This window comes from Carnimonas nigrificans ATCC BAA-78 (genome assembly GCF_000526695.1).
GTDB lineage: Bacteria > Pseudomonadota > Gammaproteobacteria > Pseudomonadales > Halomonadaceae > Carnimonas > Carnimonas nigrificans.
The window spans coordinates 24,633-51,558 of the sequence record NZ_JAGO01000003.1 but is presented as its reverse complement, the minus strand read 5'-3'; the positions used below and the strand labels follow the sequence as shown (position 1 = coordinate 51,558).

Below are 26,926 nucleotides of genomic sequence, written 5' to 3'. Positions count from 1 at the left end.
TTTTTAATATTGCCTTCTCTTCTTCCACTCGCCGCAGCTTGCGCTTCAGTTCCTGGATCTCACGCTGTTCCGGCGTCAGAGCCTCACCTTTCAGCGGCGCCTTGCCTGCCCGCTCAGCGCGAAGCCTGCGAACCCAATACTCCATGGTGGATTTGCCAACCCCCATGGCCTCACACGCCGCCTTCAGCGTGTAGCCCTGGTCGACCACGAGCTGGGCCGCTTCCAAGCGAAATTCCGGGCTAAACGTTCTCTTCTTCGTCATCATCTGCACCTGATTGTCTCTGTGAGCCATCATACACTCAAAGTCAGGTGGCCAGATTCACTGTGCCACTACACAGGCCATCTCCTTTCGTCAACAGCGAAAGGCTAACATGTAGGACTTTTCAGACAGAACCTAGTTTCAGGGTATTCGCACTAACCGCTAAGTATTTCTCTGTGATTCGGATATTGTACATCCCTCGCCAGTAGAGCTCTCCTGCCGAGAAAGTGTTCAGATCGAGAGATGCCTGTATTTGCTGGTTTTGTGGCATTTTCCTGTCTGCCTTCTGATCTGCTTTCCATCCACTCTATGCCATACCATTAGATGTGCAATGAACGCCTTCATGAACCTGTTTGAGGCGCTCTCGTGACGCCTTTCAGACATCGTTTCGCGCAATGCCCCCCGCGCCTGCGTTTTGCACGCATCGTTAAAAACGTTGCAGTGTCAAAAACTCAATGCGCCCAGAGGCAGTCAGGGATACAGCGGTTTTTAGTGGCCATGAAAACGTGGCAAAACGTTGCGGTATGTTGCGGTTTACAGAGAAGAGGGCGGCAGCGTGCCCATGAATTCATGGACGTTTCAATAAGGCACCTGACAAGGGGCTGGTACAGCCTTGGAAGACTGAAGCCTTTCCGAACGTCCCCTCTCAGAATGCTGACCAAAATGTTGACCAAACCATGCCCAAAGCTGACCAAATCATGTCTTTCTGATCAATAAATGATCAATCCTGAAAAATGCCCGTAAATCACGTAATCCATTGAATTTAATAAAGAAAAAGGCCCTGAACGTTGCCGTTCAGGGCCTTTGAATTGGTGGAGGCGGCGGGAGTTGAACCCGCGTCCGCCGGTACTCCTCCGTCGGCTCTACATGCTTAGTTCCGTTTTTTCATTTAGCCACTACGCCTCCAACGGGCAGGATACGCAGCAGCGATTCTTCTAAAGTTTAACCCTTAAGGCGAAGACAGACAGAAGGGCGATTCCATCAACTGGGCTCTTTCCCATCCGTGATGGATGGACGCATCACTTCAGGGTGGAACATGTCACGCTGGTTTATGCAGCGAGAGCACCTTCCTGAGCATAGGTTTCGTCGTTTGCGACTATTTTAAAAGTAACGTTTTATTTACGAGATACGTCACGCTCTCGGCATGCACCTCGGGATTTGCCACCGGCGTCGAATCCATAACGCCCCCGAAAGAGTAGCGAGAATAGCAGAAGGCGGTTGCTGCGCCAATGCTGTCTCGACTTTTTATATGCGGCCTGCACGTATTAATTCAAGTGCAGGCGCTCCAGTGTTAGCGATTTTCGCGCATAACCCGCGCTTTTTGCCGCTCCCAGTCACGTTTTTTCTCAGTGTCGCGCTTATCGTGCATCTTCTTGCCGACAACCAGCGCGATCTCGCATTTCACGATATGCTTCTTCCAGTACAGGCGCAGCGGCACACAACTGTGGCCCTTGTCCTGAGTGCGAGAGAAAATTTGCGCAATCTCTTTCTTGTGAATCAGCAGTTTGCGGGTACGGCCTGGCTCCACTACATGGTGTGTGCTGGTAGTTTCCAGAGGCACAATCTGTGCGTTAAGCAGCCACGCTTCACCATTGCGAATCAGCACATAGGTATCGGTTAGCTGCCCTTTACCTGCGCGTAGACTTTTGACTTCCCAGCCCGCCAGAGCCACTCCCGCCTCGAAGGTCTCTTCGATGTGGTATTCGTGGCGCGCCTTGCGATTCTGGGCAATCAGGTTACTGCCCTGTTTCTGGCCTTTCTTCTTGCCCATGGAATCTCCCGATTCGATAACCAGGTGTGAATGGAAAATAGAGTCGCGAAGCACCCAATCGAATAGCGCTATTGGGTCGGTTACATCGCGAGTATCCGTTGAAATGGGGGCAACATGTTATCATTCAATACTTTGATTCTGAAACTCGGGCTTGCAAGGCCCGATAGCTGTATCCAAGGGGATGAGGTATGCCTTCGGTCAATAAATCGGCACTGGTACGTCACTCCAGTCAGCAGATGTTTGATTTGGTGAATGATTTCGAGAGTTACCCGGAGTTTTTGCCGGGATGTCGGGCTTCGCGTCTGATCGAGAAAACGGACGACTACATTATCGGTGAGATGACCCTCTCTAAAGGGGGAATCAAGCAGGCAATGATCACGCGCAACGAGCTGCATGGGCCTGAACGCATCAATATTTCGCTAGTGAAAGGGCCATTCAAAAGCCTGGTGGGCCACTGGCATTTTGAACCGCTCAGCGAAAATAGCTGCCAGGTGAAGCTTGAGATGGAATTCGATTTTTCCAACCGTCTGCTGAGCATGGCATTTGGTCAACTGTTCGGACAAGTAGCCGGTCAATTGGTCGATGCCTTTACCCGTCGAGCCGATCAGGTTTATGGACGTGGCTAGGAAGATCGACATAGAAGTAGCGCTTGCTGCCGGGGGTGAGCAACGCCTTGTAGCTCTTAGAGTCGATGAGGGTACGTCGGTAGCAGAGGGCTACCGGCAGGGGCTGGAAGCAATGTTTCTTCCTGCGCAGGAACAACATTGGCGAGAGGCGCCATTGGGCATATTTGGGCAGAAGGTACATGACCCTGCTGCGACAGAGCTTCAGCAAGGTGACCGAATAGAGGCTTATGCGCCGCTCAAAATAGACCCAAAGCAGGCCAGAAGAGCGCGCGCCAGCAATAAGCGCAACCCATAGCAGCACCAGCCGCATAGCAATGCGGCTAGTGATGCAGGCTGCGCCTTACGTGACAACGCCTCACCTCAGCCCCTTTTGGAGCTGAGGCTGCATCAGTTGGTGTTGACTGCGGGGCCACCTGGATTTTGCGATACGGTGGTTTCCGTTGCCGGGCCGCCCTGAGCCTTGACCAGTGGCGTGTTGTCGATATCGCCGTCTTTCTCGATATTGACCGCCCTGTCGTTCTCGAACGTAATGCTGACGCGTTTGATGTATACTTTGTCGTCAGACGCATTCAAACGGTAAACGTAATCCCATTGGTCTGCATCGAATGCATTGTTCAGCACCGGTGCTCCCATTACGTACAGGATCTGCTCGCGCGTCATGCCCGGCTTGATTGTTTGCACCATTTCAGCAGTAATCAGGTTGCCCTGTGGCTCATCGCGCTTGTAGACGCTGAAAAGGCTGCAGCCTGATATCAGGCTGATCGTGCAGAATAGAGTGATGATTCTGATCGAGTTTTGCATTTGCCCCAGAGTTTCCATATCGTTTGCGTTGGTCGATCATAACCGATACACCCAGTGACTGCGAAGAGCTTCCAATGGCCGACAGGAATCAAGAGTTACGCAAGGCAGGCTTAAAGGTCACCTTGCCGAGGGTGAAGATTCTTCAAATTCTCGAAGCAACTCGGGAAGAAGACCTTCACATGAGCGCCGAAGACGTTTATCGCTCGCTTCTTGAAGCAGGTGAAGATGTCGGTCTCGCCACCGTGTACCGCGTTTTGACGCAGTTCGAAGCGGCAGGGCTTGTAGTGCGCCACAATTTTGATGGCGGTCACGCGGTATTCGAGCTTGCCCAGGAAGATCATCACGATCATATGCTGTGCCTTGAAACCGGTGAAGTGGTCGAGTTTTTCGATCGCGAAATCGAACGTCGCCAGCGTGAGCTGGCCGAAGAGCGCGGCTATGAACTGGTCGATCACGCGCTGGTGCTTTATGTGCGCCCGAAAGGATCGAAAGCTACCCGTCAGGACGGTTCCAGCCGCCGCGGTAGCTGATCCGGCTCAGTAGTAGAGCCAAACGCAAAAGCAAAAAGCCTCATTGCCAGTCATGGCAATGAGGCTTTGTTGTATCTGAGCAATGGAGTTTGAGGTTAATGCCGTGCAGGGCGCTGGCCGCCGGTAAGCATCTCCTGGGCATGGGCCAGGGTACGTTCTGAAAGATTGACGCCGCCCAGCATACGCGCCAGCTCTTTGACGCGGCCGCCTTCATCCAGTACCGACATATGAGTCAGCATGGCTTCATCATGCTGCTGTTTTTCGATATGCACATGTCGATGTGCCTGGGCCGCCACCTGAGGCAGGTGAGTAACGCACAGCAACTGGGCGCCCTGGTTGCCAAGTTCCTGTAGCAGGCGTCCCACGATCTCAGCGGTGGCACCGGAGATACCTACGTCTACTTCATCGAACACCAGCGTAGGAATAGTGCTGTGCGCGGCAGCCACTACCTGGATAGCGAGGCTGATGCGCGATAGCTCACCGCCAGAGGCCACTTTATGCAATGGCCGCGGTGGCTGGCCCGGGTTGGCACTTATCAGGAACTGAATGTGATCCATGCCTTCTGGCTGGGCGTTGTCACGTCGGTTGATGGAAACTTCAAATACGGCTTTATCCATGCCGAGGAAGCTGAGCTGCTGCTGTATCTGCTGCGCCAGCTCTTCTGCGTGGGCGGTGCGAGCCTCCGAGACCTGCTGTGCCAGTGTGCGCCATTGATCACGCAGTTCGCGTACCTTCACGCTTAACGCTTCCAGGTCGTCATCGCTCATGTCCAGCTGCTCAAGCTCTTGCGCAAGCCGGGTATGCAAAGCGACCACTTCATCGGGCATAACGTGGTGCTTGCGTGCAATGCGGTGCACATCGGCGAGACGTTCATCGACAAAGGCGAGTCGTTCAGGGTCAAGTTCTTCGCCATCAATGAAGCGCGCTAGCTCATCGCCGGCTTCATCCAGTTGAATACTGGCCTCTTCGAGCAGGGCAATAGCGTTGGCAACGGCACCCTCGTGAGCGCCTGGCAGTTCCAGGAGTGCGCCTTTTGCCTGAATGAGTCTGGCCGTTGCCCCTTGTTCGTCATCGCTACAGCAGTGCAGTGCTACCTGCGCCTGATGGCGCGACTGCTCGGCATGGGCAAGGCGTGTTTGTTCCTCTTCCAGGTGATGAAGCTCATCCTCTGCCAGCGCCAGATGGTTCAATTCCTCCACCTGATAGCGCAATAGCTGGCGTCTTGCCTGCGCTTCGCTGCCACTCTCCTGTGCCTGTTTCAGACGCTTGCGTGCCTGTGACCACTCTTTATAGAGAACGCGAAGCTCAGCCACCTGCCCGGTAACGCCCGCGTATTCATCGAGCAGCAATTGATGCTGCTGTTCGCGCAGTAATGATTGGTGCGCATGCTGAGAATGCACGTCAATCAGTAACTCACTGAGTGTCTTGAGGTCAGCCAGGGTACAAGGGGTGCCGTTGATCCAGGCGCGGGTGCGACCGTTTGCGGAGACGGTACGGCGCAACAGGCACTCACTGCTGCCCAGTTCGCGGGCATCAAGCCATGCGCGAGCGGTGTCCAATTGCGACAGATCGAATCGGGCCGTCAATTCGGCGCGCTCACACCCGTGACGCACACAGCCACTCTCGGCCCGTTCGCCCAGACACAATGAGAGCGCCCCCAGCAAAATAGATTTGCCTGCTCCGGTTTCACCGGTAATGGCCGTCATGCCGTGACTGAAGTCGAGTTCCAGGCGATCGACAATTGCGTAATCGCGGATGGAGAGCTGAGTGAGCATTGATCTTCTCCTGATGGCCTGAAAGGCTAGCGTGGGGAGTAGAGAGCATGTGTATGCATACAGGTTGACTGTTTATAACACGCCTCCTGGAAAAATATACAGCATTTTTTGTGCAGCTTTAGGCTGGATTCCGTCTTGAGATTAGCGCCGCCAACCCCATTCTATGTGTGTCAACTTATTCAAGCGCCGCAGCGTGGCAGGATAGCCGCTGCGCGCAGCAGCTCAGCATTACCGTGTGCAGTAAAACGAGCGGTAACAGACTATTCAGGAGAAACCAATGTCTCAGAAGCCAGAAGAGAATCGCCATCCTCAAGATGACGTTACTGATGAGTCTCGGCAGGGTGAAGAGCAGCGCGAAGAAAGTGTTGTTGAAGGCGTAGTAGAGGAAGAGCTGCCGGATAACAGCGCTGCATTTGAACAGCGTGTAGAAGCACTGGAAGCAGAGCTTTCCGATGCGAAGGATCAGGCGCTGCGCGCGGCGGCTGAAGCGCAGAATTCACGTCGACGTGCTGCGCAGGATGTCGAAAAGGCGCGCAAGTTTGCGCTTGAGAAGTTCGTCAAGGATCTGCTGCCGGTCGCTGACAGCCTTGAAAAAGCGCTCGATACCATGCAGAGCCAGGGAACCGAAGATGTTCACCTTGAAGGGGTGAAAATGACCCGCGACATGCTGCAAAGCACCCTGCAGAAACAGGGCGTTGAGGTATTTGATCCGCAAGGCGAGCCTTTCGATCCGCAATACCATGAAGCAATGACGATGGTGCCCAATCCTGAAGTCGAGCCTAATACCGTAATTGACGTGATGCAGAAAGGGTATTCCCTCAATGGCCGTGTAGTGCGTCCAGCGATGGTGGTGGTCAGCAAGGCGCCCTGAGTGGCTTTGAGGCGTTGTTATCACAATGCCCCTTGAAACGCTATCAAGCGCCCTTATATACCCAAGCAGTCGAACGGCATAGAGCTATTACCAAAGCTTTCAGCGCCGAACTTACAAACATGAATATTGATTGGTGGTACATACCGCCAAGTGAATCGGAATCGAGGTGAAACCTATGGGACGCATTATCGGAATTGACCTTGGTACTACCAACTCCTGTGTGGCAGTACTTGATGGTGACTCGGCACGTGTTATCGAAAACGCAGAAGGCACTCGCACAACGCCCTCTATCGTTGCGTACACAGACGATGACCAGGTGCTGGTGGGTCAGGCTGCCAAACGTCAGGCAGTCACCAACCCCAACAACACGCTTTATGCGGTTAAACGTTTGATCGGTCGTAAATTCAGCGATGATGAAGTTCAAAAGGATCTCAAACTCGTTCCTTATACCATTACTGAAGCCGACAACGGTGATGCCTGGGTAGAAGCGAAAGGCCAGAAAATGGCTCCGCCGCAGGTCAGTGCTGAAGTACTGAAGAAAATGAAGAAAACCGCCGAAGATTACCTCGGCGAGAAAGTAACCGAAGCGGTTATCACCGTACCGGCTTACTTCAATGACAATCAGCGTCAGGCCACCAAGGACGCAGGCCGCATTGCAGGTCTTGATGTCAAACGTATCATCAACGAACCGACCGCTGCTGCGCTTGCCTACGGCATGGACAAGGCGCGCGGTGACAAAACCATCGCTGTTTATGACCTCGGTGGCGGTACCTTCGATATCTCCATTATCGAAGTGGCTGACGTTGACGGTGAGACTCAGTTCGAAGTGCTGTCTACCAACGGTGATACCTTCCTGGGTGGTGAAGATTTCGACACCAAACTGATCGACTATCTGGTCAGCGAATTCAAAAACGACAGCGGCATTGATCTGTCGGGTGATTCGCTCGCCATGCAGCGTCTGAAAGAAGCAGCTGAAAAAGCCAAGATCGAGCTATCTTCTGCGCCGCAAACCGATGTCAACCTGCCGTATATCACAGCAGACAACACTGGACCGAAGCACCTGAACGTCAAGGTTACTCGCGCCAAGCTTGAGTCGCTGGTAGAAGACTTGGTTCAGCGCTCGCTGGCACCATGTAAAACTGCACTGGCTGATGCTGATCTCTCTGCTTCTGCCATTGACGATGTCATCCTGGTGGGTGGTCAGACTCGTATGCCGCTGGTACAGAGCAAAGTGGCCGAGTTCTTCGGTAAGGAGGCACGCAAGGACGTGAACCCTGATGAAGCGGTCGCCATTGGTGCTTCCATCCAGGGTGGTGTACTTGGCGGTGACGTTAAAGACGTGCTGCTGCTCGACGTTACCCCGCTGACGCTTGGTATCGAAACCATGGGCGGTGTCATGACGCCTCTGATCGAGAAAAATACCACTATCCCGACCAAGAAAACGCAGACCTTCTCTACCGCAGAAGATAACCAGACAGCCGTGACCATTCACGTGCTGCAGGGTGAGCGTAAACAGGCGGGGCAGAACAAGTCGCTGGGCCGTTTCGATCTGGCTGATATTCCGTCAGCACCACGCGGAACTCCGCAAATCGAAGTTGCCTTCGATCTTGATGCCAACGGTATCCTGAACGTGTCGGCCAAAGACAAGGCGACCGGCAAGGAACAGTCGATCGAAATCAAGGCGTCTGGTGGTCTGACCGACGACGAGATTGATAAAATGGTCAAGGATGCCGAGGCGCACGAAGCTGAAGACCAGAAGTTTGAAGAGCTGGTACAGCTGCGTAACCAGGCCGATGGCATGATTCACGCGACCCGTAAAACGCTTGAAGAAGCCGGTGACAAGGCTGAAGCAGGCGAGAAAGAGAAAATCGAAGCAGCCATCAGCGAGCTGGAAGAAGCGCTCAAGGGCGATGACAAGGATACTATCCAGTCCAAGCTTGACGCGCTGACTGAAGCCTCCAGTGGTCTGGCTCAGAAGCTCTACGCTGAACAGCAGGGTGGTGCTGAAGCAGGTGCCGCAGAAGCTGCCGCTGGTAGCGAAGGCAAGGCTGATGATGATGTCGTTGATGCCGAGTACGAAGAAGTCAAAGACGACGACAAAAAACAGTAACAGGCGATACCTGATGCCTTCCCGGCCATAAGGCTGGAGGTATCAGTCTCTCAGGCGCGGGGGCGAAGGCTCCCGCGCCGCTTCGCTTCCAATACCCCTTGGTATCGAGGCGAGTTCTGTTCTTATTTTCAGTTAAAGATTGGCTCCGCAGGGATTTTCCTGCCTGGGCAAAAGCCTGAACGGCTATTTGGAGGCCGTTGGACTTATGGCAAAACGTGACTACTACGAAGTACTGGGTGTCGCAAAAAGCGCCGACCAGAAAGAGATCAAAAAGGCGTATCGTCGCCTTGCGCAGAAATATCATCCTGACCGCAACCCGGGCGATGAGGCTGCCGAGGCAAGTTTCGTCGAGGTCTCTGAAGCCTACGAAGTGCTCTCTGATGGCGACAAGCGCGCAGCTTATGACCAATTCGGTCATGCAGGCGTAGATGGCCAGGCCGGTGGCGGCTTCGGCGGCGGTGGTTTCGGTGGTGGCGGCTTCAGCGATATTTTCGGTGACGTCTTCGGCGATATCTTCGGCGGCGGTGGACGCGGCGGCCGTGGTGCCAACGGCGCGGCTCGCGGTGCTGATCTTCGCTACAACCTGGATATCGACCTGGAGTCTGCTGTCGCTGGCACAGAAGTTGATATTCGCGTACCGCGCATGGCGGAGTGTGCACACTGCCACGGTGACGGCGCTGAACCTGGCACCAAGAAACACTCATGCTCTACCTGTAACGGAATGGGGCAGGTACGCATGCAGCAGGGATTCTTCGCTGTACAGCAAGCGTGCCCCACCTGTGGTGGTAAAGGGGAAATCCCCGATCAGGTGTGCGGCAAGTGTCATGGTGAAGGTCGTGTTCGCGAAACCCGCACGCTATCGGTCAAGATTCCGGCAGGTGTTGATACCGGTGATCGCATTCGTCTCAATGGCGAAGGTGAAGGCGGCGTAAACGGCGGCCCGGCAGGGGATCTTTACGTTCAGGTGAACGTGAAGGAACACTCTATTTTCAAGCGTGATGGCCGCGATCTCTATTGCGAAGTGCCGATCAGCTTTGTTGATGCCACGCTGGGGGGCGAGCTTGAAGTGCCCACCCTCGATGGGCGTGTGAACTTGAAGATTCCTCCCGAAACCCAGAGCGGCCGTCAGTTCCGCTTGCGTGGCAAGGGCGTCAAATCAGTACGAGGTGGTGCTCAGGGCGACCTGATGTGCAAGGTGGTGGTAGAAACGCCGGTGAGCCTCAATGAAAAGCAGAAGGACATTCTGCGTTCATTCCAGGAAACGCTGGATGGCACTGATACCAAGCACTCTCCGCGCAAGAGCAGCTGGTTTGACGGCGTGAAGAAGTTCTTTGAGGACATGCGCTCGTAAGTGCGTCGCGCTCCTCGTCAAACCGGAACGTCAGGTAGCTGGCGTTCCGGTTTTTTTATGATGGAGAAGCGGGCGGCAGCTACCCGCCTTTGGGAAAGCTGCCGTGCGTGCGGAAGTCCAAGCGGTTATGCTTCAGTAACGAATTGTAGGGTTGCGAACAGTTGAGGTAGCACAATGACGCGAGTGGTAGTGTTAGGTGCCGCAGGAAGAATGGGGCGCATGTTGGTACAGGCGGTGCACGCAATGGAAGGAGCTCAGCTCGTCGCGGCAGTGGTAAGGCCGGGCAGCTCGTTATTGGGGGCTGATATTGGTGAAATCTGCGGTCTGGGAAAAATCGGCGTAGCGGCAACCGGCACGCTTGGCGAAAGCGCTGATTTCGATGTCATTATTGATTTCACTACCCCCGCTTCCACCATGGACGCGCTCGCCTTCTGCGCTGAACACAACAAGGCGGCAGTTATCGGTACGACCGGTTTTGACAAGTCGCAGCTAGCGGAAATCAAACATCACGCCAGTGCTATTCCTCTGGTTTACGCAGAAAACTACAGTACCGGCGTCAACCTGTCGCTCAATCTGCTGGCAACCGCTGCCCGCGCTCTGGGTGATGCCGGCTTCAATATCGAAATTACCGAAGCGCACCATCGTCATAAGGTGGATGCGCCATCAGGCACGGCGCTAATGATGGGGCGTGCGGTGGCGGATGCGCTTGGGCGCGATCTTGAGCACTGTGGTGTATTTTCTCGGGTAGGACAGTGCGGTCCACGTAGCGACGACGAAATCGGCTTCTCCGTAATTCGTGGGGGCGATATCGTCGGCGAGCATACCGTTACCTTCGCGGCGGAAGGAGAGCGGATCGAAATCACTCATAAGGCTTCGAGCCGCATGACCTTCGCCAATGGCGCAGTGCGCGCAGCGCTGTGGGCGGCGGCGCAGTCGCCGGGTTACTACGATATGCAGGACATGCTGGGGCTGAAAACGGCGGCGAAATAACGTCAGAACGTAGCAACGTTGCCCTGTAACGACTGTTTCATGACAAGGGAATACACAGCATGGCTGGATCAGCGCCTCTCTTTTGGTTGACCATCAAAGGGCTTGCCTGCGCCTATCGTTATCGCGGCCCGGTCAGCGATCACTTCGATGGCAAGCAGTTTTATAACGTTCCGGCCTCACATAACCTTTCGCGCAGTGATTTCAAAAAGTGGTGCAGAGAGCGTAAGGGCAACACGCCCCAATGGAGCTGGCAGTCGTTACCTCATTCGTCGTGGCAGCCACTGCCTGCACCTTCGACGAATGAAATTCAGGTCACCCTGGTTAACCATTCGACCTTTCTGCTCCAGTTCGATGGTCTTAATGTGCTGACTGATCCGGTGTGGTCAACTCGTGTCAGCCCTTTCAGCTTTGCGGGGCCGCAGCGATTTCATGCGCCGGGTATCGCATTGGATGAGTTGCCCCGTATTGATGCCATCTGGCTGAGCCACAACCACTATGATCACTGCGATGTCTGGGCGCTGAGAGAGATTGCACAGCGCTTTCCTGATGTTCATCTGTATGTAGGGCTTGGCAACGCGCGTCTGTGCAAGGATGCGGGCATCTCCCGTGTGACCGAACTGGATTGGTGGCAGAGCGCCGACCTCGGCGGGCATAGGCTGCACTTTGTGCCTGCGCGTCATTGGGGAGCCCGTTCGTTGTGGGACAAACGCACCACGCTATGGGGCGGATTTGTTTTTGAAAGCAGCGCAGGCCCGGTTTACTTCGCAGGAGATACGGGGTTCGGTGAGTTCTTTACTGAAGTTGGCGAGCGTTATGGGCCGATGACCCTGTCGCTTCTGCCGATAGGTGCCTTCCGCCCTGAATGGTTCATGAGCCCGGTACACATGGGGCCAGATGAGGCACTTCAGGCGCACCGGATGGTAAAATCGCAGCACAGCGTGGCGTGCCATTTCGGTTGCTTTGCGCTGGCCGACGATGCACAGTTCGAGCCGCAGGAACGGCTTGAGCAGCTGGTGGCTGATGCAGGGCTAAGCGCAGATGCGTTTTGCGTACCCCAGGCGGGTCGTACTGCGACGTACAGCAAAAAATCGTAGTAATAACAGAGAGATACAAGGCATTCATTCGAGAAGTGCCGGTACTTGTTTCAAGGATCGTAGTGCATGATTAACTTATTGCCCTTGATGTTGATTCATCTGGGGGTGCTGGCCTCACCTGGGCCTGATTTTTTATTTGTTGCTCAAACTTCTGTTCAGCGTGGATTAAAACAAGCCTTTGTTGCCTCCCTGGGCGTAGTGGTGGGCATACTGGTGTGGGCCACGCTCGCGGTAACTGGGCTTTCGATTATCGTAGCCATCAGGCCGGTTCATATCGCCATTTCAGTGCTGGGCGCTGCATATATTCTATGGCTGGGCGTGCAGCTGATTGCTGCGGGGCGCAATAAAACCAGTACGGGCAATGATGAACTCGCGGTTGAAGACAAGAAAGTGCGCATTGAGGCAGGCTATGGAAAAAGCCTGTTTAAAGGGCTGCTTACCAATCTCTCCAACCCCAAGGCCGTGGTCTATTTTGGCAGTATCTTTTCGCTGTTTATTCAGCCCGAAATGGATGCGTTTTCGCGCTATTTGATCGTTATGATCGTGGCCTTCGAGTCGCTGCTGTTTTTCCTGCTGGTGTCCCGCACCTTTTCGTTCGCCTCCGTAAGACGGTTTTATGAGCGCAAGAGCGCGACCATTGATCTGATTACCGGCATCGTATTCGTGGTATTCGCGGTGGTGATTGCGGCTACACTGTTCTGATGAATCTCGTATTGCTCCTGCCGGTGTAAGGTTGAAAGGCTGTGTAAAATGTGGAGGCTGCGTTTATTTCGCCTCTGGTTATTAAGTGAGAAATCAAGTAGAATCTCTACAATTTGGCTTCGGGCAAGGTTTGCCCCCGCGCAAGGCTCGGCAGTCCGAGTGAACGCCATTCAGGAGTGGCCACTAATGTTACTGTTGATGCCTTGAAATATGCGCTTGGAAGCGGGATGAAACCTTCGGGATTCGTCCCGTTTTTTTACGCCCGGGCCAGAGGCATAGCACCTTTCACATTTATATGTTCAGCGTTTCCAGCGCCGCGAGCGCGGTGTCCCAGGGGCGCTGAACAACGCATGCATCGGAGGATGACGCCTTGAATAACCCCGCGATACTGGCCTTGGCGGATGGCAGTGTGTTCCGTGGAATCTCTATCGGTGCAGAGGGCCAGACCAGTGGTGAAGTTGTGTTCAACACAGCAATGACTGGCTATCAGGAAATTCTCACCGACCCCTCCTATCTGCGACAAATCGTTACCCTTACCTACCCCCATATCGGCAATACCGGCATTAATGCCGAGGATGTCGAATCAGCACAGGTGTGTGCTGCCGGGTTGGTTATTCGTGATCTTCCCCGTCTCGCTAGCAACTTTCGCAGTCAGCAGGCACTGGATGAATACCTGCGCGCTCAAGGCAAGGTTGGTATTGCCGATATTGATACCCGTCGCCTGACACGACTGCTGCGTGACAAAGGCGCGCAAAATGGCGCGATTCTGGCTGGAAGTGCGGCTGAAGGTGATGACGCAGCCGAACGCGCCATTGCGCTGGCACGCGAGTTTCCCGGCCTCAAGGGCATGGACCTCGCCCGTGAAGTATCGACCAAGGAGCGTCTTGAATGGCATCAGGGGCAGTGGACGCTGGGCAAGGGATATAGCACCTCAGAAGCGCTTGAATTTCCCTATCATGTTGTCGCCTATGACTTCGGCACCAAGTACAACATTCTGCGCATGCTGACCGAGCGCGGCTGCCGGTTGACCATCGTGCCTGCCGAAACCAGTGCCGAAGAGGTGCTGGCGCTCAACCCTGATGGCGTATTTCTCTCCAATGGGCCGGGCGATCCCGAGCCTTGCGACTACGCTATCAATGCGATCAAGGTATTTTGCGAACGCAAGCTGCCCGTCTTCGGTATTTGCCTGGGGCATCAGCTACTGTCGCTGGCGAGCGGTGCGCAGACGGTCAAGATGGTCAATGGTCACCACGGCGCCAACCACCCGGTACTCGATATCGCCAGCGGCAAGGTGCTCATTACCAGTCAGAACCATGGCTTCGCGACCGATGAAAAAACGCTGCCCGACACGCTGCGTGCCACGCATCGCTCGCTGTTTGATGGCACCCTGCAAGGGGTAGAGCGCACCGACTGCCCGGCCTTCAGCTTCCAGGGGCACCCAGAAGCAAGCCCCGGCCCTCAGGATATGGCGCCACTGTTTGATCGTTTTGTCGCCATGTTGGCAGAGCGCGCCAACGCCTGATTTAGCTGACTGCGCAGGCGCGATTGCGCAGCTATCACATTCCAAGTGCTGGGTCGTTCGCCCAGCTCTTCATCGCAGAACGCGGGAAACGTCATGCCTAAACGTACTGACATAAAAAGCATCCTGATTATCGGCGCTGGCCCTATTGTTATCGGTCAGGCCTGTGAATTCGACTACTCCGGCGCACAGGCCTGCAAGGCGCTGCGCGAGGAGGGCATTCGCGTCATTCTGGTCAACTCCAACCCGGCTACCATCATGACCGACCCGGTCATGGCTGACGCCACCTATATCGAGCCGATCACCTGGCAGACGGTAGAACGGATCATCGACAAGGAGCGGCCCGATGCGGTGCTCCCGACCATGGGCGGGCAAACGGCACTCAATTGTGCGCTCGATCTTGAGCGCCACGGCGTACTGAAGAAATACAACGTTGAAATGATCGGCGCCAATGCCGACACGATAGATAAAGCCGAGGATCGTGACCGCTTTGATAAAGCGATGCGCAAGATTGGGCTTGAAACGCCGCGCGCTCGTGTTGGGCACAACATGGAAGAAGCCTGGGAAATTCAGGCTGAGGTAGGTTTTCCCTGCATTATTCGTCCTTCCTTCACGATGGGCGGCTCTGGCGGTGGTGTGGCTTACAACCGCGAAGAATTCGAAGAGATTTGCCGTCGCGGATTTGATCTGTCGCCGACCCATGAGCTGTTGATTGATGAATCGCTGCTCGGCTGGAAAGAGTATGAAATGGAGGTCGTTCGCGACAAGAACGACAACTGCATCATCATCTGCGCCATCGAAAACTTTGACCCGATGGGCGTTCACACGGGCGACTCGATTACCGTAGCGCCCGCACAGACGCTCACCGATAAAGAGTATCAGGTGATGCGTGATGCTTCTCTCGCTGTGCTGCGTGAAATCGGCGTGGAAACCGGTGGCTCCAACGTGCAGTTCGGCGTTGACCCGCAGACCGGGCGCATGGTCGTCATCGAGATGAATCCTCGCGTCAGCCGCTCTTCTGCATTGGCTTCGAAGGCTACTGGCTTCCCGATTGCCAAGATCGCGGCCAAGCTCGCCATCGGGTATACCCTCGATGAGCTGCAAAATGATATTACTGGCGGCGCTACGCCGGCGTCGTTTGAGCCATCCATCGACTATGTAGTCACCAAGATTCCGCGCTTTACCTTCGAGAAGTTCCCGCAGGCCAATGATCGCCTGACGACGCAGATGAAGTCGGTAGGTGAGGTCATGGCGATCGGGCGTTCCTTCCAGGAATCCCTTCAGAAAGCGTTGCGCGGTCTGGAAACTGGTGTCGATGGTCTGGACGCCAAGCTCGAAAATTTCGATGCAGAAAGCATCAGCCTTCTCAAGGGCGAGCTACAGCGCGCTGGCAGTGACCGTATCTTCTATGTAGCCGATGCGTTCCGTGCGGGCTTCACCCTTGAGCAGATCTTCGATCTTACCTGGATTGACCCCTGGTTCCTGAGCCAGTTGGAAGAACTGGTGCAAACGGAACAGAACATCAGTGCCGGCTCGCTCGAACAGCTTGATGCCAACCTGCTCTATCGCGTGAAGCGGATGGGCTTCTCCGATGCTCGTTTGGCAACCCTGTTGGGTATCTCTGAGAAGGAGGTGCGCGCCCATCGTCATGCGTTGAATATTCGCCCGGTCTATAAGCGTGTCGATACCTGTGCTGCCGAATTCGCGACCTCGACGGCCTATATGTACTCGACCTATGAGGAAGAGTGTGAGGCCAACCCCAGCGATAAGCCGAAAATCATGGTGCTGGGTGGCGGGCCAAACCGTATTGGTCAGGGGATCGAGTTCGACTATTGCTGCGTCCATGCAGCGCTTGCCATGCGCGAAGATGGTTATGAAACCATCATGGTGAACTGCAACCCCGAAACGGTTTCTACCGATTACGACACCTCTGACCGCCTCTATTTTGAACCGGTCACGCTGGAAGACGTGCTGGAAATTGTCGATAAAGAGAAGCCGAAGGGCGTCATCGTACAGTTTGGCGGCCAGACGCCGCTGAAGCTCGCTCGCGATCTTGAAGCTGCCGGGGTGCCGATTATTGGTACTACCCCCGATGCCATTGATCGTGCCGAGGACCGTGAACGTTTCCAGAAAATGATCGACAAGCTGGGGCTACGGCAGCCGCCCAATGCGACAGCGCGCAGCTTCGACGAAGCCTTTGCCAAGGCCGAGAAGATCGGCTATCCGCTGGTGGTGCGCCCTTCCTATGTGCTGGGCGGACGGGCGATGGAGATCGTCTACACGCCGCAAGAGCTTGAGCGCTACATGACTTCCGCGGTCAAGGTCTCCAACGATAGTCCGGTGCTGCTTGATCACTTCCTGTCGGCAGCGGTCGAAATTGATATTGATGCCGTAAGCGATGGTAAGCAGGTGGTCATCGGTGGCGTTATGCAGCACGTCGAACAGGCTGGAGTGCATTCGGGAGATTCCGCCTGCTCGCTGCCGCCTTATTCTCTGCCGGAAGATGTGCAGAATGAAATGCGCGAGCAGGTCAAGGCCATGGCCAGAGAGCTGGGCGTGGTAGGTCTGATGAACGTGCAGCTGGCGTGGCAGGATAACGAGATTTACATCATTGAAGTGAATCCGCGCGCCTCACGTACGGTGCCTTTTGTCTCGAAATGTATCGGTACATCGCTGGCCCAGATTGCTGCTCGCTGCATGGAAGGTACCAGCCTCGAAGCTCAGGGCTTCACTGAAGAGGTGATCCCTTCTTTCTATAGCGTCAAGGAAGCGGTCTTCCCGTTCGCCAAATTTATTGGTGTCGATCCCATTTTGTCGCCGGAAATGAAATCCACTGGTGAAGTCATGGGCAGCGGCCGTACCTTTGCGGAAGCCTTCTTCAAGGCCCAGTTGGGCGCCAGCGAACCGATTCCGTCGCTGGCAGGTGATGGCAAGAAGGTTGCCTTCCTTTCTGTACGTGACCCCGACAAATCGGGTATTACCGGAGTGGCACACTCTCTGATAACATTGGGCTTCGATCTGATCGCCACTCGCGGGACCGCCCAGGCACTCTCGTCTGCCGGGCTCCCCGTACAGCCTGTCAACAAGGTATCCGAAGGTCGTCCTCACATCGTCGATGCACTCAAAAACGGCGAGGTGGACTACATCGTTAACACCACTGAAGGTCGGCAGGCCATCAACGATTCTTCCGAGATTCGCCGTACTGCTCTTGCCAATAAAGTGCCCTATGCGACCACGCTAGCGGGCGCTCGCGCTGTTTGTTTGGCGCTCGAATACGGCGATCAGATCACGGTACGGCGGCTTAAGGATCTTCATGCAGGAGATTTGGCATGATCAAAGTGCCTATGACCGTGGAAGGCGAACGCCGCCTTCGCGAAGAACTGAAAGAGTTAAAAACCGTTGAACGCCCCAGCATCATTGCGGCTATCGCTGAAGCGCGTGAACACGGTGATTTGAAGGAAAACGCAGAGTATCACTCGGCGCGTGAGCAGCAGGGCTTTGTCGAAGCGCGTATCAAGGAGATCGAAGGCAAGCTGTCGGCCTCGCAGGTTATCGACGTTAAATCAATGCCGAAAACCGGCAAGGTTATCTTCGGGGTCACGGTCACGCTTGAAAATCTTGATACCGATGAGACGGTGCGCTATCGCATTGTCGGTGAAGATGAAGCTAATATTAAGAATGGCCTGCTGTCGGTCACGTCTCCTATTGCCCGTGCTTTGATCGGCAAGGAAGAGGGCGATGTGGTGCTGGTGCGTACGCCCGGTGGCGACGTCGAGTACGAGATCAGCGACGTCGAGCATCTGTAATACGCGAACGGGAGCCTTGATGCTCCTGTCGTGATGAAGAGCGCTCACGGTATTTCCGCTGGGCGCTTTTTTTGTGACATGACAATAAACGCAACAATAACGACGCCATCAGGTGTTTTGGAGAGAGGTTATGGAGTTTGTGCTGTACATGGTGGTTGGGGCGTGTTCCGGCGTACTGGCAGGACTGTTTGGCGTGGGGGGCGGTATTATCATCGTGCCCGCGCTGGTCTTCGCTTTTAAGGCTCAGGGAATTGACCCTACCGTGCTTACTCAGTTGGCGGTAGGAACCTCGCTCGCTGTCATTCTATTCACTTCTGTTAATTCGGTGCTGGGGCATCAGAAGAAAGGAGCGGTGCGCTGGGACCTGTTCAAGTGGATGGCGATGGGCATTCTGGTTGGTGCAGTACTCGGTTCCTTAACCGCTACCTGGATTCCCGGCGATAAGCTACAGCTGATTATCGGTATCTTCGCCGTTTGCATGTCGATTCAGATGGCCCTGAATCTCAGGCCGAAAGGTGATCCTTCACAGGATCAGGAGCATGTCACTATCAAACCGCTGTGGTTGCAGATTGCTGGGCTGATTATCGGCTGGGCGTCAGCCATCTTTGGAGTGGGTGGTGGTTCGCTCACCGTGCCGGCACTGTCGTGGAAGGGAATTCCCATGCGTCAGGCGGTGGCAACTTCCGCGGCGGGCGGTATGCCAATCGCGCTATTCAGCTCGCTCTCTTTCATGTTCTTCGGCTGGGGCAATCCGAGCCTGCCTAACTGGAGCCTGGGCTATGTTTATTTGCCTGCGCTGGTGGGCATGGCGATCATGAGTATGCTGTTTGCCCGAGTGGGCGTTGCGCTGGCGCATCGGCTGTCGCAAAAGATGCTGCGCGGACTGTTTGCCGCACTACTGTTTTGCGTAGGGATGAGCTTTATTCTCTAGGCGGGACAACGCGCTGCTCCGCAAGGCTTTCACAGGCGGGGCAGCGCTGACAGCGATCAATCAGCCGAAGCGGCGAACGTTGGAAAGGCGTGCAGGGGTATCGGGATTGGGCCGATAAAGCAGCGCCATCTTGCCGATCTTCTGCACCAATTCAGCCCTGGAGTGATCGCATAGCGCATTAAGTTGCTCTTCTCGCTCTTCACGTTCACGACTCATCAGTTTGATCTTGATAAGTTCGTGGTCGCTCAGCGCACGATCAAGCTCCGCCAAAGCCCCCTCACTAATACCGTTTTCAGATATCTGAACAACGGGGTCGAGGTGGTGACCAATGGCTCGGAAGCTTTTCTTTTGTGCGCTGGTCAGCTTTTGAGTTGAATGTTGCGGCATGGTAGTTTGTGACGCCTGTAACGGTGGCTGTTCGGTCTTTAAGTGTAACGCACCCAGCCATTGCGTGGATAGTGAAAGCGCCGCCAGCCCTGATTGAACCGAGGGCTGCACGAAACAGGGTGCAGTGGTTGTTAATTTTAGGTGATTTTTGTGTCTCGGACATCTGACGGTAAAGGCGGTCGCAGCAAGGAAAGCGGCGACTCTTCCCCCAAGCGTAAACACTCGGCCAGTCGCACCAGTGCGGGCTGGCTCCGGGAGCACTTTGACGACCCTTACGTCAAACAGTCCTGGGTGGACGGCTATCGCTCGCGAGCAAGCTACAAGCTGCTTGAGATCGACGACAAGGACAAGCTGCTTTCACCAGGCATGACGGTGATTGATCTGGGGGCAGCGCCCGGTGGCTGGAGTCAGGTGGTGGCGCAGCGTATCGGTGATACCGGCCGCGTTGTGGCCTCCGATATTCTTGAGATGGAAGCGCTGGCGGGTGTGCAGTTCGTGCAAGGTGACTTCACCGAGGACGCTGTGCTGGAGGCGATCCTGGAGCTGGTGGGTAATACTCGGGTGGATCTGGTGATATCCGATATGGCCCCGAACATGAGCGGTCAGAATGCGATCGACCAGCCCGGCGCCATGTACCTTGTTGAGCTGGCGCTTGATCTGGCGCGGCAGGTATTGAAGCCAAATGGCGATTTTTTGGCGAAGGTTTTTCAGGGCGAAGGATTTGAATCCTATCTGAAGGATTTGCGCTCTTCCTTTACCAAGGTAGTGACTCGTAAACCAGCGGCTTCTCGTGCTCGTTCTCGTGAGGTATATCTGCTGGGCAAGGGTTTCAAGGGGGAATAGTTGCGCTCGCAGTATTTTTGCTGGTTGCAAGTTCTCGGTTTAAGCCCCATTTGATGTACCATGTATAAAGGTATGTGGGGCCAAGGCAACATATGCCATGTTTGGCTTTATTGGTTTAAGGCTTAACTAAGATATTTATAGGCCGCGACGTCTGAGGCGTCCGTCGCTCCCGAATGTGCAGTAAAGAATAGGGCTGCTTCCGGCATTCGACCGAGCAGCCGTAGCGAAGTGAGGGTGTCTCTTGAACGACATGGCAAAAAACCTGATTCTCTGGCTGATCATCGCCGCAGTATTGCTTACGGTGTTCAACAACTTCAGTGTTGATTCGGCGCCGCAGTCTGTGCCGTATTCGCAATTTGTGCAGCAGATTCAGAATAATCAGATCAGCAAGGTGACGATTGACGGTTACACCATTCGTGGACAGCGCGACGATGGTTCTGACTTTCAGACGACTCGGCCCGCCGCCCAGGACCCGCAGCTGATCGGCGATCTGCTTGAGCACAAGGTAGTGATCGAAGGCAAAGAGCCTCAACAGCAGAGTATCTGGTCGCGATTGCTGATCGCCAGCTTCCCGATTCTGATTATTCTTGCCATTTTCTTCTTCTTCATGCGCCAAATGCAGGGTGGCGGCGGTGGCAAGGGCGGCCCGATGAGCTTCGGCAAGTCCAAGGCCAAGCTGCTGTCGCAGGATCAGATCAAGACGACGTTTAAAGACGTTGCTGGCTGTGATGAAGCCAAGGAAGAAGTGGAAGAGGTCGTCGACTTCCTCAAGGACCCCAGCAAGTTCCAGCAGCTTGGCGGTAAGATTCCGCGCGGGCTTTTGATGGTGGGGCCTCCCGGCACCGGTAAAACGCTGCTCGCCAAGGCGATTGCGGGTGAAGCCAAAGTGCCGTTCTTCAGTATCTCCGGTTCCGATTTTGTCGAGATGTTTGTCGGTGTCGGTGCCTCTCGTGTACGCGACATGTTCGAGCAGGCCAAAAAGCAGTCGCCCTGCATTATCTTTATCGACGAGATTGATGCGGTAGGTCGCTCGCGCGGCGGCAATATGGGAGGTGGCGGTCATGATGAGCGTGAACAGACGCTGAACCAGCTGCTGGTCGAAATGGATGGCTTCGAGGCGAATGACGGTACTATCGTGATTGCTGCGACCAACCGTCCTGATGTACTGGACCCCGCCCTGCTGCGTCCAGGTCGCTTTGACCGTCAGGTCACGGTAGGGCTGCCTGATATTCGCGGACGTGAGCACATTCTCAACGTGCACTTGCGCAAAGTGCCGCTGGCTGATGATGTGAAGCCGCAGTTGATTGCCCGTGGTACTCCCGGATTTTCCGGTGCCGAGCTGGCGAACGTGGTGAACGAAGCGGCTCTCTTTGCTGCGCGCCGTAACCTGCGTCTGGTAGGAATGCGTGAGCTTGAGGAAGCCAAGGACAAGATCATGATGGGCGCCGAGCGCAAATCAATGGTGATGTCCGAAAAAGAGAAGAGCAACACGGCATATCATGAGGCAGGGCATGCGATTATCGGCCTGATCGTTCCCGATCACGATCCCGTGTACAAGGTGACGATTATTCCGCGTGGTAGAGCGCTGGGTGTCACCATGTTCCTGCCTAACGAAGATCGTTACAGCTATTCGCGTCAGCAGTTGATCAGCCAGTTGTGCTCACTGTTTGGTGGCCGAATTGCTGAAGAGATGACGCTTGGCCCCAATGGTGTCACTACTGGCGCCTCGAACGATATCAAGCGCGCGACCGAAATTGCGCACAGCATGGTCGCCAAATGGGGCCTCTCTGAAGAGATGGGGCCGCTGATGTACGATGAAGATGATTCGCATCAGTTCCTGGGCGGTGCCGGCGGCAGTTCGATGATGGGATCGGGTGAAACCTCAGCGAAGATCGACCGCGAAGTGCGCAAGATCATTGATGAGTGCTACTCCACTGCCAAGCGTATTCTGGAAGAGAACCGCGATAAGCTTGATCTCATGGCTCAGGCGCTGATGAAGTACGAAACAATTGATACCGACCAGATCAAAGAGATCATGGAAGGCAAGTTTCCTTCGCCGCCCAAGGATAGCAGCGACAATGGCTCATCCAGCGGTGGGGCAATTATCGAGCAGAATGGTGCCGGTAGCGCACCGAGTGATGACAGCAAGAAGCCTGAACAGGATGGCGGCTCGTCTGATCAGTCCGGCGATAACACGCTAGGGGATTCGACTCGCTGACGATCGTTTAGCGCCCGCAACATCCGTCGCGACCGTTATAGTAACGGTCGCGATTTTTCTTGTCTGACGCAGATTCTTCTTTTTACAGTGTGAATGCCATCGCCCATGAGTTGCTATTTCTCCCCCTCGATTATTGATTGTGCCGGCCGCCCCCTCGACCTTACCCGGCCGCGGGTGATGGGTATTCTCAACGTGACGCCTGACTCCTTCTCCGATGGTGGTCGCTATACCTTTCTTGATACTGCGCTTGAGCAGGCTGAAAAAATGCTTGCCGAAGGTGCCGATATTATTGATGTCGGCGGTGAATCGACCCGCCCCGGCGCAAGTGAGGTCAGTGAGAGCGAAGAGCTGGACAGAGTCGCGCCGGTAGTGGAAAAGCTGGTCAGTGAACTGGGGGCGCTGGTCTCTCTCGATACCAGTTCTGCCAGGGTCATGCGTGAAGGGGGCAGGCTGGGCGCGGGAATCATCAACGATGTGCGCTCATTGGTACGCCCAGGGGCGCTGCAAGCCGTCTGCGAAACCGATATGGCGGTGTGCGTTATGCACATGAATGGCGAGCCACAAGTGATGCAGCAGGCGCCGCATTACGATAAGCCGATTGCGCAGGCGGTTATCACCATGCTTGAAGAGCGTGTGGCCGCTTGCGTTGATGCAGGCATTCAGCGCGAACGTCTATTGGTTGATGCCGGTTTTGGTTTTGGAAAAACGGTCGAGCACAATCTTGAACTGGCTGAGCGGCTGGCTGAGTGTCAGCAGATTGGCCTGCCGCTGTTGGTCGGTGTCTCGCGCAAGAGTATGATTGGCGCAGTGCTCGCCAAGGCCGATGGCACTCCCCGTGCATTGGGCGTAAACGGTGCCGGACGTCTTGCCGGTGGGCTGGCGCTCACCGCGCTGGCCGTCGAGCGCGGCGCTCGCATTATCCGTACCCATGATGTTGCCCCCACCCGCGATGCGGTGGATATGACCTGGGCCGTTATAAACAGGAATAGTCAGGCATGAGTTCAGTATCTTCCCCTTCTAGCGCAGCCCCCCACGAGCGGCGTTATTTCGGCACCGATGGTATTCGTGGCACAGTGGGTATTGCCCCGATTACCGCTGATTTCGTACTCAAGCTGGGTTGGGCGTGCGGGCGAGTGCTGGCGCGTCGGCATAAAAAGGCGCGCGTTATCATCGGCAAGGATACGCGTATCTCGGGCTATATGTTTGAAGCGGCGCTGGAGGCTGGCTTTTCTGCCGCTGGTGTCGATGTATTACTGCTGGGGCCGATGCCAACCCCCGGCATCGCCTATATGATTCAGACCTTTAGGGCACATGCTGGCGTAGTGATCAGCGCCTCGCACAACCCGCACCCTGACAATGGCATCAAGTTCTTTTCGGCGGCAGGCACCAAACTGAGCGATGAGCTTGAGGGCGAGATCGAGCAGGAGCTTGAAAAACCGCTGGAAACAGTGGGTTCTACCGAGCTTGGTCGCGCTACACGTATTGATGATGCAGCAGGGCGCTATATCGAATTCTGTAAATCGACGATGCCGGAACGCTCTTCTCTGGAAGGGCTGAAGGTAGTGCTTGATTGCGCGAACGGAGCCACGTACCACATTGCGCCAAGTGTCTTTAGAGAACTTGGTGCAGAAGTAAGCTGCATTGGTGTCGCGCCTGACGGTCTCAATATCAATCGTGAAGTAGGCTCCACCCATACGATCGCGCTGCGCTCGAAAGTGATCGAAAATCGTGCGGATGTGGGGGTTGCCTTCGATGGTGACGGTGATCGCGTTATTCTGATTGATGCCAACGGCCGTGAAGTCGATGGCGACGATATTCTGTTTTTGATTGCCCGTGACCGCAAACGTCGCGGTAATCTGGATGGTGGCGTCGTCGGTACCGTCATGAGCAATCTGGGGCTGGCGCAAGCACTTGAGAAAGAAGGCATTCCATTCAAGCGCGCTTACGTGGGCGACCGTAGCGTCAATGAGTTTCTGGAAGCAGCCGACTGGCATCTGGGCGGTGAACCTTCGGGGCATATCGTCTGCAAGCATGTACATACCTCAGGCGATGGTATTATTGCTGCGCTCCAGGTGCTCTCTATCATGGTGCGTTTCCAGCGCAGCCTTGAGCAGCTATTGGTCGGGTTCGGCAAGGCGCCGCAAACCCTGGTCAATGTGCGGCTGGATCACAATGCCGATCGTGCTGCCATTCTTGAAGCCGATGAGGTCAAGCAGGCGGTCGAGGCGGTTACCCGGGAGCTGGGGGACGATGGCCGTGTGCTGTTGCGTCCTTCTGGCACTGAGCCGCTTATCCGTATCATGGTAGAAGCTCATTCGCGTTTCGACGTAAAGGAACTGGCGGAACGCATAGCACACAGTATCCGTAATAACATGTAGCAGTGACGTACTGGGGCCGTTGGATTTGTATTGCATCGACGGCTTCAGTACCATTTGCCACCCATTGACTGAGGTAGCCCGATGCGTTCTCCCTTGATTGCTGGCAATTGGAAGATGAATGGCTCTTCCGCACTAATCGACGAATTCCAGCGCGCGCTTGAAGGTGCAAGCCTGCCCGCAAGCGTTGAGGTGGCCCTGTTGCCCCCATACCCTTATCTTGCAGAAATGAAGGATAAGCTGGGGCCGCATGGCGTCGAGGTCGGCGCTCAGTCACTGAACCCGCTTGCCTCCGGGCCACACACGGGCGAAGTAAGCGGAGCCATGCTGTCCGATCTGGGGGTTGATGTCGTGCTCGCCGGACACTCCGAGCGCCGTTCGCTTTATCACGAGTCGGATGAAGATGTCTTGCAGCGCGTGCATGCTGCACTCAGTGCTGGCCTGAAGCCGATTCTGTGTGTAGGTGAAACGCTTGAAGAACGTGATTCGGGTAAAACCACCGAGGTGGTATTGCGTCAGGTGGGGTATGTAATGGCGCAGCTCGATGCCCAGCAACGCTCAAAGGTAGTCATTGCCTATGAGCCGGTATGGGCCATTGGCACAGGGCGCACCGCAACACCTGAGCAGGCGCAGGAGGTCATGGCCTCTATTCGTGACTATCAGCGCTCGTTCGATGCCGACCTGGCGCAGCAACTTCGCCTTCTGTATGGCGGTAGCATGAATGCGGGCAACGCGGCAGAGTTGCTGGCGCAACCCGATATTGATGGCGGCCTGATTGGTGGTGCGTCGCTCAAGATCAATGATTTTCTAACTATTTGTGAAGCAGCAGGTTGATGACATGCAACTTTTGATTCTTTTGGTTCACGCACTGCTGGCGGTAGCGCTGGTAGCCGTGGTGTTGATTCAGCAAGGCAAGGGTGCTGAAGCTGGAGCAGCATTTGGTGGTGGCGCTTCGCAAACTGTCTTCGGATCACGCGGAAGCAGCAGCTTTCTTGCCAAGTTGACCGGCGTACTGGTGGCGTTGTTCTTTGTTACAGCACTAACGCTCGGCTGGTTGGCCAAACATTCAGGTGGTCAGCAAGCGGCCAGCGGTATTCCTGATGCCAATATGATTGAGCAGCAGCACCGCAGCACTGCTCCTTCGCTCGACGACGCTGATAACAGTGCAGCACCTGCTCAGGGCAATAATGCTGCGAGTAACAACAGCGATGGCAACGAGCTGACGGCTCCAGCATCAGAGCAGCCCGCAGCAGATGATGCAGCCGGCTCGGACAGTGAGAATGGCAGTAACGATCAATAGAGCACACGCTCTCTTGACGGCCCTTGGCGCGGGGTGGATAATATGCGCCAGCACTTTGCAGGTCGGGTCCTGTTTTCTTCTTCGGTAATGTATCGGGCCGCTATAACGGTCATGAGTATCCGGTAGAAGTTAATTGATTTCCAAGTGTATTTTTTAAATCGCTTGTTATCGAACAAAGATCCTTGTATAGTGCCGCATCTCCAAAGCCGAAGTGGTGGAATTGGTAGACACGCTATCTTGAGGGGGTAGTGCTCTAACGGGCGTGCGGGTTCAAGTCCCGCCTTCGGCACCAAAGCGATAACATTCATTTTCAGGTGAACGTTGATCGCGGAGTAAAAAGGTTTCTTCGACTACCTTGTGTTCTTCACTAAAATTCGATGGTTGTTGCGGGGTGGAGCAGTCTGGTAGCTCGTCGGGCTCATAACCCGAAGGTCGTTGGTTCAAATCCAGCCCCCGCTACCAAGTTTTTTTCGGAAAGCCCCTTCTTGTTCGAAGGGGCTTTTTGTTGGCGGGCGGTTCTGCACCGAACCCAGTTTTCCGCCGGTGTCTCTGCGCGGTGGCAGCGTTGCTCTATAACGCTGTCAGTCGGCTTCCTTTCCTGCATAACGTCAGGGTGCCAGCGATCTCCGCGCGGCCCCGGCGTGCGTAACTGTCTTTTGCAGGGCCT

Annotated in this window: 24 protein-coding genes, 2 tRNA genes and 1 other RNA gene; 21 read left to right on the top strand and 6 right to left on the bottom strand. The window is 55.1% G+C overall.

The features are described from left to right. The 3 genes from L881_RS0100820 to smpB form a co-directional block, all read right to left on the bottom strand. Nucleotides 1–262, bottom strand: a 262-nt coding sequence (locus L881_RS0100820) for an IS3 family transposase (RefSeq protein ID WP_025731836.1), incomplete at its 3' end; no start/stop codon positions are given. An 807-nt stretch (nt 263–1,069) separates the two neighbouring features. Further along, nucleotides 1,070–1,448, bottom strand: a transfer-messenger RNA (tmRNA) gene (ssrA, locus tag L881_RS13505). A 102-nt stretch (nt 1,449–1,550) separates the two neighbouring features. Next, nucleotides 1,551–2,030, bottom strand: coding sequence for an SsrA-binding protein SmpB (smpB, locus tag L881_RS0100815; RefSeq protein ID WP_025731835.1), 480 nt, complete (start codon nt 2,028–2,030; stop codon nt 1,551–1,553). Between the two features lie 188 nt (nt 2,031–2,218). On the opposite strand from smpB, the gene L881_RS0100810 reads away from it, so the two are divergent. Both L881_RS0100810 and L881_RS0100805 read left to right on the top strand, forming a co-directional pair. Further along, complete coding sequence (locus L881_RS0100810) at nt 2,219–2,656, top strand: type II toxin-antitoxin system RatA family toxin (RefSeq protein WP_025731834.1); 438 nt, start codon at nt 2,219–2,221, stop codon at nt 2,654–2,656. Then, nucleotides 2,613–2,951, top strand: a complete 339-nt coding sequence (locus L881_RS0100805) for an RnfH family protein (RefSeq protein ID WP_342664089.1) — start codon at nt 2,613–2,615, stop codon at nt 2,949–2,951. The genes L881_RS0100810 and L881_RS0100805 overlap by 44 nt, the downstream gene beginning before the upstream one ends. A gap of 92 nt (nt 2,952–3,043) precedes the next feature. Here L881_RS0100805 and L881_RS0100800 read toward each other — a convergent pair whose 3' ends face one another. Further along, the gene (locus L881_RS0100800; protein WP_025731832.1) at nt 3,044–3,457 is read right to left on the bottom strand and encodes an outer membrane protein assembly factor BamE; all 414 of its coding nucleotides are present in this window, start codon (nt 3,455–3,457) and stop codon (nt 3,044–3,046) included. Between the two features lie 74 nt (nt 3,458–3,531). On the opposite strand from L881_RS0100800, the gene fur reads away from it, so the two are divergent. Beyond that, the gene (fur, locus tag L881_RS0100795; protein ID WP_025731831.1) at nt 3,532–3,987 is read left to right on the top strand and encodes a ferric iron uptake transcriptional regulator; all 456 of its coding nucleotides are present in this window, start codon (nt 3,532–3,534) and stop codon (nt 3,985–3,987) included. A gap of 95 nt (nt 3,988–4,082) precedes the next feature. Here fur and recN read toward each other — a convergent pair whose 3' ends face one another. Beyond that, nucleotides 4,083–5,762: a DNA repair protein RecN gene (gene recN, locus L881_RS0100790; RefSeq protein WP_025731830.1), complete on the bottom strand. Its 1,680-nt coding sequence runs from the start codon at nt 5,760–5,762 to the stop codon at nt 4,083–4,085. A 277-nt stretch (nt 5,763–6,039) separates the two neighbouring features. On the opposite strand from recN, the gene grpE reads away from it, so the two are divergent. The 10 genes from grpE to L881_RS0100740 all read left to right on the top strand — a co-directional run bounded on the left by grpE (nt 6,040) and on the right by L881_RS0100740 (nt 19,136). After that, nucleotides 6,040–6,633, top strand: a complete 594-nt coding sequence (grpE, locus tag L881_RS0100785) for a nucleotide exchange factor GrpE (protein WP_156926461.1) — start codon at nt 6,040–6,042, stop codon at nt 6,631–6,633. A 175-nt stretch (nt 6,634–6,808) separates the two neighbouring features. After that, a complete protein-coding gene (dnaK, locus tag L881_RS0100780) occupies nt 6,809–8,743 on the top strand; it encodes a molecular chaperone DnaK (RefSeq protein ID WP_025731827.1) in 1,935 nt (644 codons plus the stop codon). A 205-nt stretch (nt 8,744–8,948) separates the two neighbouring features. Further along, nucleotides 8,949–10,094, top strand: a complete 1,146-nt coding sequence (dnaJ, locus tag L881_RS0100775) for a molecular chaperone DnaJ (protein ID WP_025731826.1) — start codon at nt 8,949–8,951, stop codon at nt 10,092–10,094. Nucleotides 10,095–10,268: 174 nt separating this feature from the next. Then, complete coding sequence (gene dapB, locus L881_RS0100770; protein WP_025731825.1) at nt 10,269–11,084, top strand: 4-hydroxy-tetrahydrodipicolinate reductase; 816 nt, start codon at nt 10,269–10,271, stop codon at nt 11,082–11,084. Nucleotides 11,085–11,143: 59 nt separating this feature from the next. Continuing rightward, the gene (locus tag L881_RS0100765; protein WP_025731824.1) at nt 11,144–12,178 is read left to right on the top strand and encodes an MBL fold metallo-hydrolase; all 1,035 of its coding nucleotides are present in this window, start codon (nt 11,144–11,146) and stop codon (nt 12,176–12,178) included. A 66-nt stretch (nt 12,179–12,244) separates the two neighbouring features. After that, nucleotides 12,245–12,880, top strand: a complete 636-nt coding sequence (locus L881_RS0100760; protein WP_025731823.1) for a LysE family transporter — start codon at nt 12,245–12,247, stop codon at nt 12,878–12,880. A gap of 370 nt (nt 12,881–13,250) precedes the next feature. After that, entirely contained in the window at nt 13,251–14,402 is a 1,152-nt protein-coding gene (carA, locus tag L881_RS0100755) for a glutamine-hydrolyzing carbamoyl-phosphate synthase small subunit (RefSeq protein WP_025731822.1), read from the top strand. Between the two features lie 93 nt (nt 14,403–14,495). Next, nucleotides 14,496–17,732, top strand: coding sequence for a carbamoyl-phosphate synthase large subunit (gene carB, locus L881_RS0100750; RefSeq protein ID WP_025731821.1), 3,237 nt, complete (start codon nt 14,496–14,498; stop codon nt 17,730–17,732). Next, nucleotides 17,729–18,205, top strand: coding sequence for a transcription elongation factor GreA (greA, locus tag L881_RS0100745; RefSeq protein ID WP_025731820.1), 477 nt, complete (start codon nt 17,729–17,731; stop codon nt 18,203–18,205). The genes carB and greA overlap by 4 nt, the downstream gene beginning before the upstream one ends. A gap of 130 nt (nt 18,206–18,335) precedes the next feature. Then, entirely contained in the window at nt 18,336–19,136 is an 801-nt protein-coding gene (locus tag L881_RS0100740; protein ID WP_025731819.1) for a sulfite exporter TauE/SafE family protein, read from the top strand. Nucleotides 19,137–19,196: 60 nt separating this feature from the next. Here L881_RS0100740 and yhbY read toward each other — a convergent pair whose 3' ends face one another. Continuing rightward, complete coding sequence (gene yhbY / locus L881_RS0100735; RefSeq protein ID WP_034578046.1) at nt 19,197–19,523, bottom strand: ribosome assembly RNA-binding protein YhbY; 327 nt, start codon at nt 19,521–19,523, stop codon at nt 19,197–19,199. A gap of 150 nt (nt 19,524–19,673) precedes the next feature. Here yhbY and rlmE point away from each other — a divergent pair, with 150 nt between their 5' ends. From rlmE to L881_RS0100695, 8 genes are all read left to right on the top strand, one after another. After that, the gene (gene rlmE / locus L881_RS0100730) at nt 19,674–20,366 is read left to right on the top strand and encodes a 23S rRNA (uridine(2552)-2'-O)-methyltransferase RlmE (RefSeq protein ID WP_025731817.1); all 693 of its coding nucleotides are present in this window, start codon (nt 19,674–19,676) and stop codon (nt 20,364–20,366) included. A 241-nt stretch (nt 20,367–20,607) separates the two neighbouring features. Next, complete coding sequence (gene ftsH, locus L881_RS0100725) at nt 20,608–22,584, top strand: ATP-dependent zinc metalloprotease FtsH (protein ID WP_025731816.1); 1,977 nt, start codon at nt 20,608–20,610, stop codon at nt 22,582–22,584. 105 nt (nt 22,585–22,689) lie between these two features. After that, nucleotides 22,690–23,583: a dihydropteroate synthase gene (folP, locus tag L881_RS0100720; RefSeq protein WP_245587906.1), complete on the top strand. Its 894-nt coding sequence runs from the start codon at nt 22,690–22,692 to the stop codon at nt 23,581–23,583. Then, a complete protein-coding gene (gene glmM, locus L881_RS12570; RefSeq protein ID WP_051464755.1) occupies nt 23,580–24,962 on the top strand; it encodes a phosphoglucosamine mutase in 1,383 nt (460 codons plus the stop codon). The genes folP and glmM overlap by 4 nt, the downstream gene beginning before the upstream one ends. An 81-nt stretch (nt 24,963–25,043) precedes the next feature. Then, nucleotides 25,044–25,793, top strand: coding sequence for a triose-phosphate isomerase (tpiA, locus tag L881_RS0100710; RefSeq protein WP_025731814.1), 750 nt, complete (start codon nt 25,044–25,046; stop codon nt 25,791–25,793). A gap of 4 nt (nt 25,794–25,797) precedes the next feature. Further along, on the top strand, nt 25,798–26,259 hold the full coding sequence (secG, locus tag L881_RS12565) for a preprotein translocase subunit SecG (RefSeq protein WP_025731813.1): 462 nt from the start codon (nt 25,798–25,800) through the stop codon (nt 26,257–26,259). Between the two features lie 205 nt (nt 26,260–26,464). Further along, a tRNA-Leu gene (locus L881_RS0100700) sits at nt 26,465–26,551 on the top strand. Between the two features lie 93 nt (nt 26,552–26,644). Next, nucleotides 26,645–26,721, top strand: a tRNA-Met gene (locus tag L881_RS0100695). The last annotated feature ends 205 nt before the right edge of the window (nt 26,722–26,926 follow it).

Excerpts from the sequence above, each read along its gene's own strand:
- smpB (WP_025731835.1), bottom strand. The coding sequence starts at position 2,030 with ATGGGCAAGAAGAAAGGCCAGAAACAGGGCAGTAACCTGATTGCCCAG.
- L881_RS0100810 (WP_025731834.1), top strand. The coding sequence starts at position 2,219 with ATGCCTTCGGTCAATAAATCGGCACTGGTACGTCACTCCAGTCAGCAG.
- L881_RS0100805 (WP_342664089.1), top strand. The coding sequence starts at position 2,613 with ATGCCTTTACCCGTCGAGCCGATCAGGTTTATGGACGTGGCTAGGAAG.
- L881_RS0100800 (WP_025731832.1), bottom strand. The coding sequence starts at position 3,457 with ATGCAAAACTCGATCAGAATCATCACTCTATTCTGCACGATCAGCCTG.
- fur (WP_025731831.1), top strand. The coding sequence starts at position 3,532 with ATGGCCGACAGGAATCAAGAGTTACGCAAGGCAGGCTTAAAGGTCACC.
- recN (WP_025731830.1), bottom strand. The coding sequence starts at position 5,762 with ATGCTCACTCAGCTCTCCATCCGCGATTACGCAATTGTCGATCGCCTG.
- grpE (WP_156926461.1), top strand. The coding sequence starts at position 6,040 with ATGTCTCAGAAGCCAGAAGAGAATCGCCATCCTCAAGATGACGTTACT.
- dnaK (WP_025731827.1), top strand. The coding sequence starts at position 6,809 with ATGGGACGCATTATCGGAATTGACCTTGGTACTACCAACTCCTGTGTG.
- dnaJ (WP_025731826.1), top strand. The coding sequence starts at position 8,949 with ATGGCAAAACGTGACTACTACGAAGTACTGGGTGTCGCAAAAAGCGCC.
- dapB (WP_025731825.1), top strand. The coding sequence starts at position 10,269 with ATGACGCGAGTGGTAGTGTTAGGTGCCGCAGGAAGAATGGGGCGCATG.
- L881_RS0100765 (WP_025731824.1), top strand. The coding sequence starts at position 11,144 with ATGGCTGGATCAGCGCCTCTCTTTTGGTTGACCATCAAAGGGCTTGCC.
- L881_RS0100760 (WP_025731823.1), top strand. The coding sequence starts at position 12,245 with ATGATTAACTTATTGCCCTTGATGTTGATTCATCTGGGGGTGCTGGCC.
- carB (WP_025731821.1), top strand. The coding sequence starts at position 14,496 with ATGCCTAAACGTACTGACATAAAAAGCATCCTGATTATCGGCGCTGGC.
- greA (WP_025731820.1), top strand. The coding sequence starts at position 17,729 with ATGATCAAAGTGCCTATGACCGTGGAAGGCGAACGCCGCCTTCGCGAA.
- L881_RS0100740 (WP_025731819.1), top strand. The coding sequence starts at position 18,336 with ATGGAGTTTGTGCTGTACATGGTGGTTGGGGCGTGTTCCGGCGTACTG.
- yhbY (WP_034578046.1), bottom strand. The coding sequence starts at position 19,523 with ATGCCGCAACATTCAACTCAAAAGCTGACCAGCGCACAAAAGAAAAGC.
- folP (WP_245587906.1), top strand. The coding sequence starts at position 22,690 with ATGAGTTGCTATTTCTCCCCCTCGATTATTGATTGTGCCGGCCGCCCC.
- glmM (WP_051464755.1), top strand. The coding sequence starts at position 23,580 with ATGAGTTCAGTATCTTCCCCTTCTAGCGCAGCCCCCCACGAGCGGCGT.
- tpiA (WP_025731814.1), top strand. The coding sequence starts at position 25,044 with ATGCGTTCTCCCTTGATTGCTGGCAATTGGAAGATGAATGGCTCTTCC.
- secG (WP_025731813.1), top strand. The coding sequence starts at position 25,798 with ATGCAACTTTTGATTCTTTTGGTTCACGCACTGCTGGCGGTAGCGCTG.